Origin of the sequence: Phyllobacterium sp. 22229 (genome assembly GCF_052056495.1) — a bacterium.
Taxonomy (GTDB): Bacteria; Pseudomonadota; Alphaproteobacteria; order Rhizobiales; family Rhizobiaceae; genus Phyllobacterium; species Phyllobacterium myrsinacearum.
The window spans coordinates 77,255-90,388 of record NZ_JBQEPA010000020.1 but is presented as its reverse complement, the minus strand read 5'-3'; the positions used below and the strand labels follow the sequence as shown (position 1 = coordinate 90,388).

General features: G+C 58.3%; 13 protein-coding genes. 12 read left to right on the top strand and 1 reads right to left on the bottom strand.

Features of this window, described 5'->3' with window-relative positions:
• The first annotated feature begins 12 nt into the window (after nucleotides 1–12).
• The 10 genes from ACTJJ7_RS21820 (at nucleotide 13) to ACTJJ7_RS21775 (ending at nucleotide 10,193) form a co-directional block, all read left to right on the top strand.
• Nucleotides 13–1,032 carry a PhoH family protein gene (locus ACTJJ7_RS21820; protein WP_245421245.1) on the top strand — a complete coding sequence of 340 codons (1,020 nt, stop codon included), beginning with the start codon at nucleotides 13–15 and terminating at the stop codon, nucleotides 1,030–1,032.
• 44 nt (nucleotides 1,033–1,076) lie between these two features.
• On the top strand, nucleotides 1,077–1,574 hold the full coding sequence (gene ybeY, locus ACTJJ7_RS21815; protein ID WP_130268574.1) for an rRNA maturation RNase YbeY: 498 nt from the start codon (nucleotides 1,077–1,079) through the stop codon (nucleotides 1,572–1,574).
• Between the two features lie 5 nt (nucleotides 1,575–1,579).
• Nucleotides 1,580–2,668, top strand: a complete 1,089-nt coding sequence (locus tag ACTJJ7_RS21810) for a hemolysin family protein (protein WP_440968795.1) — start codon at nucleotides 1,580–1,582, stop codon at nucleotides 2,666–2,668.
• Between the two features lie 57 nt (nucleotides 2,669–2,725).
• Complete coding sequence (gene lnt, locus ACTJJ7_RS21805; protein ID WP_440968794.1) at nucleotides 2,726–4,315, top strand: apolipoprotein N-acyltransferase; 1,590 nt, start codon at nucleotides 2,726–2,728, stop codon at nucleotides 4,313–4,315.
• A 100-nt stretch (nucleotides 4,316–4,415) separates the two neighbouring features.
• Complete coding sequence (locus ACTJJ7_RS21800) at nucleotides 4,416–4,835, top strand: helix-turn-helix domain-containing protein (protein WP_110003306.1); 420 nt, start codon at nucleotides 4,416–4,418, stop codon at nucleotides 4,833–4,835.
• 164 nt (nucleotides 4,836–4,999) lie between these two features.
• Nucleotides 5,000–6,265, top strand: a complete 1,266-nt coding sequence (gene metK / locus ACTJJ7_RS21795; RefSeq protein WP_199537979.1) for a methionine adenosyltransferase — start codon at nucleotides 5,000–5,002, stop codon at nucleotides 6,263–6,265.
• Nucleotides 6,266–6,287: 22 nt separating this feature from the next.
• Nucleotides 6,288–6,995: a tRNA (guanine(46)-N(7))-methyltransferase TrmB gene (gene trmB / locus ACTJJ7_RS21790; protein WP_130269424.1), complete on the top strand. Its 708-nt coding sequence runs from the start codon at nucleotides 6,288–6,290 to the stop codon at nucleotides 6,993–6,995.
• A gap of 236 nt (nucleotides 6,996–7,231) precedes the next feature.
• On the top strand, nucleotides 7,232–8,182 hold the full coding sequence (locus tag ACTJJ7_RS21785) for a Bug family tripartite tricarboxylate transporter substrate binding protein (RefSeq protein WP_105736722.1): 951 nt from the start codon (nucleotides 7,232–7,234) through the stop codon (nucleotides 8,180–8,182).
• Nucleotides 8,179–8,661: a tripartite tricarboxylate transporter TctB family protein gene (locus tag ACTJJ7_RS21780; RefSeq protein ID WP_105736720.1), complete on the top strand. Its 483-nt coding sequence runs from the start codon at nucleotides 8,179–8,181 to the stop codon at nucleotides 8,659–8,661. The genes ACTJJ7_RS21785 and ACTJJ7_RS21780 overlap by 4 nt, the downstream gene beginning before the upstream one ends.
• 14 nt (nucleotides 8,662–8,675) lie before the next feature.
• A complete protein-coding gene (locus ACTJJ7_RS21775; RefSeq protein WP_440968793.1) occupies nucleotides 8,676–10,193 on the top strand; it encodes a tripartite tricarboxylate transporter permease in 1,518 nt (505 codons plus the stop codon).
• 28 nt (nucleotides 10,194–10,221) lie between these two features.
• Here ACTJJ7_RS21775 and ACTJJ7_RS21770 read toward each other — a convergent pair whose 3' ends face one another.
• Complete coding sequence (locus ACTJJ7_RS21770; protein ID WP_165401755.1) at nucleotides 10,222–10,386, bottom strand: hypothetical protein; 165 nt, start codon at nucleotides 10,384–10,386, stop codon at nucleotides 10,222–10,224.
• Nucleotides 10,387–10,798: 412 nt separating this feature from the next.
• On the opposite strand from ACTJJ7_RS21770, the gene rimP reads away from it, so the two are divergent.
• Together rimP and nusA are read left to right on the top strand one after the other, a co-directional pair.
• The gene (rimP, locus tag ACTJJ7_RS21765; RefSeq protein ID WP_105736714.1) at nucleotides 10,799–11,461 is read left to right on the top strand and encodes a ribosome maturation factor RimP; all 663 of its coding nucleotides are present in this window, start codon (nucleotides 10,799–10,801) and stop codon (nucleotides 11,459–11,461) included.
• 63 nt (nucleotides 11,462–11,524) lie between these two features.
• Nucleotides 11,525–13,126 (top strand): transcription termination factor NusA, encoded by a 1,602-nt coding sequence (gene nusA / locus ACTJJ7_RS21760; protein ID WP_105736712.1) that lies wholly within the window; start codon nucleotides 11,525–11,527, stop codon nucleotides 13,124–13,126.
• Nucleotides 13,127–13,134 lie beyond the last annotated feature (8 nt).

The window sequence follows — 13,134 nt, the reverse complement described above, 5'->3', positions numbered from 1 at the left end:
AAGGAGAGCCGATTGACCGCCACCGAAAAGCTGAAACCCGCTCCGTCAGGGGCCTCGGATCTGGCGCATATCGTACTGACATTCGACAACAACCGGCTGGCAAGCGCATTGTTCGGCCAGTTCGACGAGAACCTCGCCCGCATCGAGCAGAAATTGGGTGTCGATGTCCGCTCCAAGGGAAACCAGCTTGCGATCCGCGGCGAACCGGGCGCGACCGAACAGGCCCGCAGGGCTCTCGATCAGCTCTATGAGCAGTTGCAGAAGGGCCACGACATCTCGGCGTCCGATGTGGATGGTGCGTTGCGCATGGCAATTGCCGCCGACGATCAATTGACGCTTCCCACCATGGAAAACAAGAGCAAGATGGCTGCTGCCCAGATATCGACCCGCAAGAAGACGATTTTTGCCCGCACACCCACGCAGGACGCCTATATGCGGGCGCTCGACCGCTCGGAAATGGTGTTCGGCGTCGGCCCCGCCGGTACCGGCAAGACCTATCTGGCCGTTGCCCATGCCGCCATGCTTCTGGAGCGCGGCCTGGTGGACCGGATCATTCTGTCGCGCCCGGCCGTGGAGGCCGGCGAGCGCCTGGGATTCCTGCCCGGCGACATGAAGGAAAAAGTCGATCCTTACCTGCGGCCGCTATATGACGCGCTGTATGACATGATGCCTGCCGACAAGGTGGAGCGGGCCATCGCGGCCGGTGTGATCGAAATCGCGCCGCTGGCTTTCATGCGCGGGCGCACGCTCGCCCATTCGGCGATCATTCTCGATGAAGCGCAGAACACGACATCGATGCAGATGAAAATGTTCCTGACGCGTCTGGGTGAAAATGCCCGCATGATCATCACCGGCGATCCAAGCCAGATCGACCTGCCCAGCGGGCAGAAGTCCGGATTGGTCGAAGCCTTGAAGATTCTCGACGGCGTCAGCGGTATCGTCACGGTTCGCTTTACCGATGTCGATGTTGTCAGGCACCCGCTGGTTGCGGCCATTGTCCGTGCCTACGACAAGGAAGGCGCCAAGCCCTGACGTATCTTTGATCATCAAAGATATCCAACATGTGATGGTACATTTTGATCGATATCGATATTCTCGTTGAAACCGGCGGCTGGCCCGACGAGGCTGCATTACGGGCGCTTGCCGAAAAGGCTATTGCTGCAGCATGGCAGATATTGGATGGCGGGGAACAACCGGAGAGTGAACTAAGCCTCGTCTTCACCGGCGACGCGGCGATCCGGGAACTGAACAATGACTGGCGCGACAAGGACAAGCCAACCAATGTCCTGTCCTTTCCGGCCTTTCCGGTCAAGCCCGGCCAGAAACCCGGCCCCATGCTCGGCGACATCGTCATCGCGCGGGAAACGGTCGAGCGCGAGGCGGCGGACGAACAGAAATCTTTCGACCATCATTTGACGCATCTGATCGTGCACGGCTTTCTGCATCTGCTGGGCCATGATCATATTATCGAGAGCGAGGCGGAAGAGATGGAAGATCTGGAGCGTAAAATTCTCGCGCATCTTGCCATTCCCGACCCATATGCGCTATCGGTCACTGACGATCAATCCGATTGAGGACCATGTCTGACACGTCGCACCAGAACGATCCTGCCGCGCCCGCCAAGGGCATAACCGGGCAGGAGAGTGACGCCGAGGGGCAAAGTAGCACCAGAGCGCCCGCAACCGAAAAGCGCTCGCTTCTCACTGCAATTTTTCCATTTCTGCGCGCTCGCCCGGGCACATCCTTGCGAGAGGATATCGATGCGGCGCTGGCAGGTACGGATAATGGCGATACGGCGTTTTCGCCGGAAGAACGCGCCATGCTTCACAACATCCTGCGCCTGCGCGAATTGCGCGTGGAGGACGTGATGATCCCCCGCGCCGATATCGAGGCGGTTGATATCACCACGACACTTGGCGATCTGCTCGAGGTTTTCGAAAAATCCGGGCATTCGCGCATGCCGGTTTTCGCCGAAACCCTGGATGATCCCCGCGGCATGGTGCATATCCGCGACGTGGTCAATTACATCACCAAGATTTCCAGGGTGAAGACCCAGCGCCGAACTTCGGCGAAGGCACCCAAGGCACCGGCGGCTGCCAAGTTTGATCTGGGCAATGTTGAGCTGACCAAGACCATTGCGGAACTCAGCCTCATGCGGCCGATCCTTTTCGTGCCGCCGTCGATGCTTGCCAATGATCTGATGGGCCGCATGCAGGCACAACGCATTCAGATCGCGCTGGTTATCGACGAGTATGGCGGGACCGACGGCCTGGTATCGCTGGAAGATATCGTCGAAATGGTCGTCGGCAATATTGAAGATGAGCACGACGACGACGAAGTGATGATCATGGAAGAGCCGGAAGGCGTCTTCATTGCCGATGCGCGCGCCGATCTTGAAGAGGTTGCCGGAAAGATCGGGCCCGGCTTTGTCGTTGGCGAACATGGCGAAGATGTCGATACGGTCGGCGGCCTCATTTTTTCGATTCTCGGGCGTATCCCCGTGCGCGGCGAGATGGTCCAGGCGGTTCCGGGCTACGAGTTCCATGTGCTGGAAGCCGATCCCCGCCGTATCCGCAAGGTCCGCATCGTGCCGCTGCGCCATGCCGAGCGCCGCCCGCGTTCTCCGCGTCCGGGTGCGGCGGATGAACCCGCTGAAATGGACGAATGATTGGCGCAAGTCTCACCCGCTAATATTGACGAAAAATCACCAAGGGTGGGGCATGGCATGATCCAGCGTCTGGCCGGAAAAATCATCCTGCTGTGGGGATGGAAGCGTGTTGCGCTGGCATTTCTCATGGGCGCGCTGGCCAGTTTCGCGCTGCCGCCCTATGATTTTTTTGCCGTTTGCTTCATCTCCTTTCCGGTTCTTGTCTGGCTGATCGACGGTGCCGTCGACAATGCGGGCGCCGGGCCTTTGCGCCGGCTTTGGCCGGCTGCCATGATTGGCTGGTGGTTTGGTTTCGGCTATTTCGTCTTCGGCCTCTGGTGGCTGGGGAATGCGCTGCTGGTGGATGCTGCCGATTTTGCCTGGGCCATCCCGCTTGCCGTGCTCGGGCTACCGGCCTTTCTCGCCATTTTCTATGCCTTTGCCACAGCGCTGGCGCGGCTGTTCTGGAGCGAGGGGCTGGGCCGCATTCTGTCGCTGGCCTTTGCCTTCGGCATCACGGAGTGGCTGCGATCCTTTGTGCTGACCGGCTTTCCCTGGAATGCGATCGGTTACGCGGCAATGCCGGTGCCCGTTCTCATGCAGTCATCGGTCTTTGTCGGTCTCCTGGGCATGAATGCGCTGGCTGTTCTGGTGTTTTCCATACCCGCATTGCTTGCGGGCCGCCGGGATATCAGAACAGGCCTGGTTGTCGCGTTGATCCTGATATGCGCCCATGCGGGGTACGGGGTTTACAGGTTGCAGACAGCAAGCCTCGTCACGAAGGGCCCCAATGTGCGCATCGTACAGCCGTCAATTGCGCAGGACCTGAAGTTCGATGTCGAAGCGCGCCGCGATATTCTGGATAAGTATCTGGCCATGAGCGGCAGGCCTGCCCGATCCGGCGCTCCCGAACCTGAAGTGATTGTCTGGCCGGAAACTGCCGTGCCCTATATCCTGACAAAAACCCCCGACGCGCTGCAGGCGATTGCCGGGATGCTGAAAGAGGGACAGGTGCTGCTGGCCGGGGCCGTGCGGATGGAAGAGCCGGGAGGCAATCAGCCGCCGCTGTACTACAACACGATCTACAGCATCAATGACACCGGTGAGATTACGGGCGCCGCGGACAAGGTGCACCTGGTTCCGTTCGGGGAATATCTGCCGCTCGAAGGCATCCTGCGCAGCCTGGGGATGAGCGAGGTTGTAGAAATGCCCGGCGGCTTTACCGCAGGCTCCTCCAAGCAGTCGCTCAAGGTGAAAGACAATCTCACCGCTTTGCCGCTCATCTGCTATGAAGCGATTTTCCCGGCTGAAATGGGGTATCAGGGCGCGGCGGCCGATGCGATCATCAACGTTACCAATGATGCGTGGTACGGCGATACGCCCGGCCCGTACCAGCACTTCCGCCAGGCGCAATTGCGTGCGGTCGAGCAGGGCATGCCGCTTGTCCGGGCCGCCAACAATGGACTATCAGCGGTTGTCGATCCCTATGGTCGAATCATTGATGCCCTGGCGCTGAATGCAGTGGGTGTGGTCGATGCGGCGCTTCCCGGTAAGGTTCAACTACCATTAAGTGAAGGCTTACGCAGATTTCAATTTCTGATTGTAATCGGTCTGCTTTTTGCCGCCGTACTGGCGTATTTTTATCGGGACAGAAGGCGTCTCGGTTGACTTTTTCACCTTTGCCCTGTCGAATACCGTTATATTTGGTCTGTTGATACATTGATGATAAAATTAGTTTTCAGCCCCATTTCATACGAATGAGATTTTCATGCCCGATAATAAAAAGCGACCGAACCCAGTTGACGTCCACGTGGGCGCCCGAATCCGTCTGCGCCGGAATATGGTTGGCCTCAGTCAGGAACGACTAGGCGATAGCCTGGGAATTACATTTCAGCAAATTCAAAAATACGAGAAGGGTGTCAACCGGGTCGGTGCCAGCCGTCTGCAAGCGATTGGTAACGTTCTCAATGTTCCCGTCACGTTTTTCTTTGACGATATGCCTGATCAACCGGAGAAGGTGCCGGGGTTTGAGGAAGAAAGCGACAACACCTATGTTGTGGGTTTTCTCAACAGCTCCGAGGGAATTCAGCTTGCACGCGCCTTCGCCAAAATCGGCGATCCGAAGATCCGCCGCAAGATTCTCGATCTGGTCAGGACATTGAGCCACGAGGAAGATCCCGAAGGCTGAATTCTGCCGGACTGCCGGTCTTTCCGCTCAAACAGCAGAAAAATTCTCCCAATGCTGTTTGTTTGAAAACGAAAGCAATTGACTGAATCCTTGGACCTTGGCAAACACTACGCAGGCTCATTTCCCGTGGAATGAGTGCACGTTTGTTTCAAGAGGGGTTTCCCGTGACACGCAGTTCCTATCTTTTTACCAGTGAGTCTGTATCGGAAGGTCATCCAGATAAGGTTTGCGACCGCATTTCCGATGAAATCGTCGACATGATTTATAAGGAAGCAAAGAAAACGGGCGTTGACCCGTGGACGGTGCGTATTGCTTGCGAAACCTTGGCAACGACCAACCGGGTCGTTATTGCCGGTGAGGTGCGTGTCCCCGACACGCTGCTCAAGAAAGACAAGAACGGCGCCGTGGTTCACGACGCCAAGGGTCATCCGGTCATCAATCCCTCACGCTTCCGCGCTGCCGCACGCCGCGCGATCCGCGATATTGGGTATGAGCAGGACGGGTTCAGCTGGAAGACAGCGAAAATCGATGTGCTGTTGCATCCGCAATCAGCCGACATCGCACAGGGCGTCGACAATGCGTCTGACCGTCAGGGCGAAGAAGGCGCGGGCGACCAGGGCATCATGTTCGGTTATGCCTGCCGCGAAACACCGGACCTGATGCCGGCTCCGATCTATTATTCGCACAAGATCCTTGAACTTCTCGCGGCTGCCCGCCACAAGGGCGAAGGCGAGGCCGGACGGCTTGGCCCGGATGCCAAGAGCCAGGTGACGGTTCGTTACGTCGATGGTGTTGCGGCGGAAGCAACCCAGATCGTTCTTTCCACACAGCATCTGGATGCCAGCTGGGATTCCAAGAAGGTTCGCAAGGTCGTTGAACCCTACATCCGTGAAGCGCTGGGCGATCTCAAGATTGCCGACAATTGTGTCTGGTACATCAACCCGACCGGCAAGTTTGTTATCGGCGGACCGGATGGTGACGCAGGCCTGACAGGCCGCAAGATCATCGTGGACACCTATGGTGGCGCGGCTCCCCATGGCGGCGGTGCGTTCTCCGGCAAGGACACCACCAAGGTTGACCGCTCGGCTGCCTATGCGGCGCGCTACCTCGCCAAGAATGTTGTTGCGGCCGGCTTTGCCGATCGTTGCACGATCCAGCTGTCCTATGCCATCGGCGTAGCCCAGCCATTGTCTGTCTATGTTGACCTGCACGGGACAGGCAAGGTGAATGAAGATGCCGTGGAAGCTGCCCTGCGCAAGGTCATGGACCTTTCGCCGACGGGTATCCGCAAGCATCTTGACCTGAACAAGCCAATCTACGCCAAGACCTCCGCCTATGGCCATTTTGGCCGCAAGCCCGGTCGTGACGGCTCGTTCTCCTGGGAAAAGACCGATTTGGCCAAGCAGTTGAAGAGTGCGCTGGCTGCGTAAGCGGCCAGTGTGATTGATGATGATGACAGATACAGAAGAGCCCAGGCGCGAGCGTTCAACGGAAGCTTTTTTCGGCAGACGCAATGGCAAGACGCTGCGGCCCCTGCAACGCTCAATCCGTGACGAGTTGCTGCCGCTGCTGAAACTGGATCTGTCGGAACCTGCACCCAGCGACCTTCGCAGTCTTTTTACTGCGGAGGTCGACAAGGTCCGGCTGGAAATCGGCTTTGGCGGCGGCGAACATCTGCTGCATGAAGCTGCCCGGTTTCCCAAATCCGGTTTTATCGGCGTCGAGCCCTTCGTCAACAGCATGGCAAAGCTCGTCGTCGACCTGCATGAAAATCCCCTGAAGAACATCCGCCTGTATGACGATGACGCAACGCAGGTCCTGGACTGGCTGCCGGACGCATCGCTTGATGGTATCGATCTGTTTTATCCGGACCCTTGGCCGAAAAAGAAACATTGGAAGCGCCGTTTCGTCAGCCAGAAGAACCTGGACCGTTTTGCCCGTGTGCTGAAGCCGGGCAGCCCGTTCCGTTTTGCATCGGATATCGATACTTACGTCAACTGGACATTGCAGCATTGCCGCGCTCATGGCGCGTTCGCCTGGCAGGCTGAAACATCCGCCGACTGGCATACGCCCTATGAGGCCTGGCCCGGCACCCGCTATGAGCAGAAAGCGCATCGCGAAGGGCGTGTCGGCGCTTACCTGACTTTTTCACGCTGCTGATGCGCCAATCCGGCTGATATTGGCTGGTCTTCCCCGATACGTGACAGCTTCCAGACAGTTTTCTCCTGTCAATCTGAGCATGAGGAGACCGCTGGGAGGCTGTCCTATAGTTTATGGGTATACGTTGAATTGCGCGCTTGGCGTCAATTCATGGCTTTGACTGTTGCCGCCTCCCGGCTTCTTCAAAGATCCAGCAAAAACAGACGGCGGAATGCTGTCACGGGAGGATTTCTACAATGCGTAAAATGTTGCTTGCTTTCGCTGCTGCCGGCGCGATGATTGTGTCGGGTTCGGCCTTTGCTGCCGATTACAAGATCATGGCACCTGCCGCTCCCGGCGGCGGCTGGGATCAGACCGCCCGCACCATCCAGTCCGTGCTGCAGGATGAGAAGATTTCCGGAAGCGTTCAGGTGGTCAATGTTCCCGGCGCTGGCGGCACCATTGGTCTTGCCCAGTTTGCCAATTCGGCGAAAGGCGATCCGGCGCAGCTGATCGTCGGCGGTTACGTCATGGTCGGCGCCATCCTGACCAACGCGTCGCCGGTCAATCTTAGCCAGGTTACCCCCATTGCCCGCCTGACCGGTGAGTTCGAAGCGCTGGTTGTCCCCGCCTCGTCGCCGATCAAGAGCATGGCCGATCTCGTGGAAAAGCTGAAGTCCGATCCGGGTTCCGTATCCTGGGGCGGTGGCTCGGCTGGCGGGACGGATCACATCACCGCCGGCCTGATTGCCAAGGCGGCGGGGGTTGATCCGACCAAGGTCAATTACATCGCTTTCTCCGGCGGTGGCGAAGCGCTGGCTGCCATTCTCGGCAATCAGGTGACGGTCGGGATTTCCGGTTACGGTGAATTCGAATCGCAGATCAAGGCTGGCACGCTGCGTATCATCGGTATTTCCAGCGATGCGAAGGTCGAAGGCGTTGATGCGCCGACATTCAAGGAAGGCGGCGTTGACGTAGCGATCCAGAACTGGCGCATGGTTGCTGCGGCTCCCGGCATTTCCAAGGAGCAGGAAGCTGCCATCAGCGCCGATGTCGAGAAGATGGTGAAGTCGAAGGCGTGGCAGGATCAGCTTGCCACCAAGGGTTGGGCCGATACCTATCTTGCCGGTGATGCGTTCAAGACGCAGCTGGCGAAGGATACCGAAGCAACATCGGCAATCCTGAAAGATATCGGCCTGGTAAAATGACAAACACCGTGTCTACATCCGCAACGCGCCGCCCTGACAGGGCGGCGCTTGTCATAGCCGTCGTTCTCGCTCTGGTTGCAGCTGTTATCGTCTACAGCACTGCGACTGCCCACGGTGGAAGCACCACGCGCATCGGCCCCGGCGCGTTTCCCTACGCCATATCCGGCTGTCTTTTCGTGTTGTCCGTCTGGACCGGCATTGAAGCCTGGCGCGGGGATTTCCCCGAGCGCGAAGCGCAGGAATTTGGCCCTGTCATCTGGATTGTCGGCGGGCTTGCCGCACAGATGCTGCTCCTGAACACGGTCGGCTTTTCCATCGCAACCGGCATATTGTTTGCAGCGACAGCCCGCGGTTTTGGCAAAAGGCCGCTGTGGATGACCATTCCAATCGGGATCGTCCTGTCTTTCGTCGTCTGGATCATTTTCGCCAAGGGGCTGCAACTGTCGCTTCCTGCCGGGCCGCTTGAGCACCTCATTTAAAAGGCATCACAGCCATGGATACATTTACACTCCTCGCCCACGGCTTTCTGGTCGCGTTGGAGCCGATGAACCTGTTTTATGCGCTCGTCGGCGTCACGCTCGGTACCGCTGTCGGCGTTCTGCCCGGCATCGGGCCGGCGCTGACGGTGGCGCTGCTTTTGCCGGTCACCTACAAGCTTGACCCGGCGGGTTCACTCATCGTGTTTGCCGGTATTTACTATGGCGGCATGTATGGGGGCTCGACCACGTCGATCCTTTTGAACACGCCGGGGGAAAGCGCTTCCATCGTCACGGCGCTGGAAGGCAACAAGATGGCCCGGGCCGGGCGCGGAGGGCCCGCGTTGGCAACGGCCGCCATCGGTTCCTTTGTTGCCGGTCTGATTGCAACGCTTGGGCTCGCGCTGATTGCGCCGACAATCGTCAAATTTGCGCTGTCGTTCGGCCCGGCCGAGTATTTTGCCCTGATGATCCTGGCATTCATGACAGTATCTGCCGCCTTCGGCGATTCAACCCTGCGCGGGCTGACGGCGCTCTTTCTCGGCCTTGCCCTCGGATTGGTTGGCATCGACCTGCAGACGGGGCAGGCGCGGCTGGCGTTCGGTATTCCCGACCTGCTGGATGGCGTGGAGGTCACCACTCTTGCCGTTGCCCTGTTTGCAATCGGCGAGACTCTCAGTGTCGCGGCTGCCCGTTACGGCGGGGATGAAAAGATCGAGCCGGTCAAGGGATCGGTGTGGATGAACAGGGAAGACTGGTCGCGGTCATGGAAACCATGGCTGCGCGGCACAATCATCGGTTTTCCCATCGGCGCCATGCCGGCGGGCGGCGCCGAGATCGGCACATTCCTGTCCTATTCGGTGGAGAAGCAGCTGGCGAAGAAACCGGAGGAATTCGGCCATGGCGCCATTGAAGGTGTTGCAGGTCCGGAAGCTGCCAACAATGCGTCGGCCGCCGGAACGCTGGTTCCGCTTCTGACGCTTGGGCTGCCGACCACGGCAACCGCAGCCATCATGCTGGCCGGTTTCCAGCAATTCGGGTTGCAGCCCGGACCGTTGCTGTTTGCCACGAACCCGCAGATTGTGTGGGGGCTCATAGCCAGCCTTCTCGTTGCCAATTTCATGCTGCTGGTGCTGAACCTGCCGATGATCGGGCTCTGGGTGCGCTTGCTGTCCATTCCGAGGCACTGGCTCTATGCCGGGATTCTCGTGTTCGCCACGCTTGGCACCATCGGCGCCAACCCGTCGACATTCGAGCTTGGCATGCTGCTGGCATTCGGTGTCATGGGGTATATTCTGCGCCGGTTCGGTTATCCGATTGCGCCGGTTGTGGTCGGCCTGATCCTTGGGCCGATGGCCGAGCAGCAATTGCGCCGTGCGCTGGCTATCAGCCAGGGCGACGTTACCGTGCTGGTCGGGTCGCCCATTGCGATCATTCTGCTTGTTTTGGCGGTCTGTGCCGTGGTCGTGCCACTGATCTTGCGGGCACGGGGCAAAGGCAAGGTGCTGTCGCAGCTTGCCGCAAACGAAGACTGATCAGCGATCGGCCCAGTCCACCGGGATATTAATTCCGGTGGATCGTGCTGAACTGAACAGGGTCAATGCCGAGATTGCGCAGATCCGACGGGACCGGCTGATGACCGAGGCGTGTTGCAGAAGCAACAGCAACGGCACTGCCGAATACGTTGAGAAAGCGGCTGATCTTGTAAGGCATATGTCTCTTGGTCATGGCTCATTCCTTTCGCAGTTATGTTGCGATGCAGCATAGATAGGCGAGTTAACTCGAAAGGGTTAGGTCCTGCAGCGCACGGCAGCCATGCGAAAATGCATTGCGGCAGCATGAATTCGGCATTTTCGGCCCTTATAAAAGCCTGAATCCATTTGTCTGGATGATTTTTGGCCAGCAGGGCACATTGCGGTTTGAACGGCCGGCCCTTGCCAGGCGGGAAGCGGTATGTGCGGCTGCATGCGGCGCTAAAATCGCAGAACGGCTGCAGACGCGCAGAAATTCGTCACAGAGCTTGAAACTCTCCCCTCATTTCGATATATAGAAGTCATATTCTTGGTCGATAGAACAGGGGTGGGTCCACACAGGTCCCGCTCTTTTTTGTTTCTTGGGGCCGAAACAGGGAAAATTCTGCGTGACAGACGGCACCAAAACAGAACACCAGGCGGTTGAAACAACCGCGCATGAAGAGCGCATTATCACCGAGACGGGCGTCGATGCCCGTATTGCCGGTATTATCGAGCCAGTGCTGGAATCCATTGGTTTCCGCCTTGTGCGTGTTCGGCTTTCCGGACTGAACGGCCTGACCTTGCAGATCATGACCGAACGCTTCGATGGCACCATGACCGTCGAGGATTGCGAACTGGTCAGCCGGACGATGTCGCCTGTTCTCGATGTGGAAGACCCCATCGACCGTCACTATCATCTGGAAGTATCATCGCCGGGTATCGATCGCCCGCTGGTGCGCAAGTCGGATTTCAACACGTGGTCCGGTCATATCGTCAAAGTGGATACCTCTGCCGTTTTGAACGGACGCAAGAAATTTCGCGGCCGCATCGCTGCCGTTACCGATGACAGTGTCACGATAGAAAGCGATCAGGCGAGTTATGGTGATGAGCCTGTGATTGAGGTGCCATTCGAGTTGATCTCGGATGCACGGCTCATTTTGACGGACGATCTTATTCGCGATGCTTTGCGCCGCGACAAGGACTTACGCGAAGGACGGATTCCCGAGGAGGGCGCTGCATCGCCTGACGACACCGAATCCGCTGAGCGGGAACAGACAAAACAGGACTGATCTTCATACGCCGCGGGAGAAGCGGTGCGATGAACCCTCAAGGGGAATTTCAAGGAGAAAGACATGGCAGTCAGTGCAAACAGGCTAGAACTTCTGCAGATCGCCGATGCGGTGGCCCGCGAGAAGTCGATTGACCGCGAGATCGTGATTGCGGCAATGGCCGATGCCATTCAGAAAGCCGCGCGTTCGCGTTACGGTCAGGAAACCAATATCCGCGCCGATATCAATGCCAAGACAGGCGAGATCAAGCTGCAGCGCCTGCTGGAAGTCGTCGAAGATGTCGAAGACCCGGTGACGCAGATCAGCATGGATGCCGCGCGCGACCGCAATCCCGATGCGCAGCCCGGCGATTTCCTTGCCGATCAGCTGCCGCCGATGGATTTCGGCCGTATTGCCGCCCAGTCCGCCAAGCAGGTTATCGTGCAGAAGGTGCGTGAAGCCGAGCGTGACCGCCAGTATGACGAATACAAGGACCGTGTCGGTGAAATCATCAACGGCAGCGTCAAGCGCGTTGAATACGGCAATGTGATCGTTGATCTCGGCCGTGGCGAGGCGATTGTCCGTCGTGACGAACTGATCCCGCGCGAGACATTCCGCTACGGTGACCGCGTTCGGGCCTATGTCTATGACGTGCGCCGTGAACAGCGCGGCCCGCAGATTTTCCTGAGCCGCACCCATCCGCAGTTCATGGCGAAGCTGTTCACCATGGAAGTGCCTGAGATTTACGACGGCATCATTGAAATCAAGTCGGTTGCCCGTGATCCGGGTTCCCGCGCCAAGATTGCCGTGATTTCGCGTGATTCCTCGATCGATCCTGTCGGTGCCTGCGTTGGTATGCGCGGTTCACGCGTTCAGGCGGTTGTCGGCGAACTCCAGGGTGAAAAGATCGACATTATTCCGTGGTCGCCGGAACCGGCGTCCTTCATCGTCAATGCGCTGCAGCCGGCGGAAGTCGCCAAGGTTGTGCTTGATGAAGATGCGGAACGTATTGAAGTTGTGGTTCCGGATGACCAGCTATCCCTGGCAATCGGCCGCCGCGGCCAGAATGTGCGCCTCGCGTCGCAGCTGACGGGCTGGGATATCGATATCCTCACCGAACAGGAAGAATCCGAGCGCCGTCAGAAGGAATTCGTCGAACGCTCCAACCTGTTCATGGAAGCGCTTGATGTCGACGAGATGGTCGGTCAGGTTCTTGCATCGGAAGGTTTTGCCAGCGTCGAGGAAATCGCCTATGTGGATGGCGATGAAATTTCCTCCATCGATGGTTTCGATGAGGAGACGGCGAGCGAAATCCAGCAGCGCGCCCAGGAATATCTCGGCCGCATCGAAGCTGAACGCGATGCCCGCCGCAAGGAACTGGGTGTTTCGGATGAGCTGCGCGATCTGCCTGGCATGACGAATGCCATTCTGGTTGCCGTTGGCGAAGACGGTGTCAAGACGGTTGAAGATTTCGCCGGTTATGCGGTGGATGAACTGACCGGCTGGCGTGAGCGCAAGGATGGTGAGACAATCAACCATTCCGGCATTCTCTCGGCCTTCGAAGTCAGCCGTACCGATGCGGAGCAGATGGTTCTGACCGCGCGTCTCAAGGCCGGCTGGATCACCGAAGACGATCTGGTTGCCGTTGAAACGGATGAAGTGCCGGACGAAGAGGTCGCTGGCTGAGAGCGAGA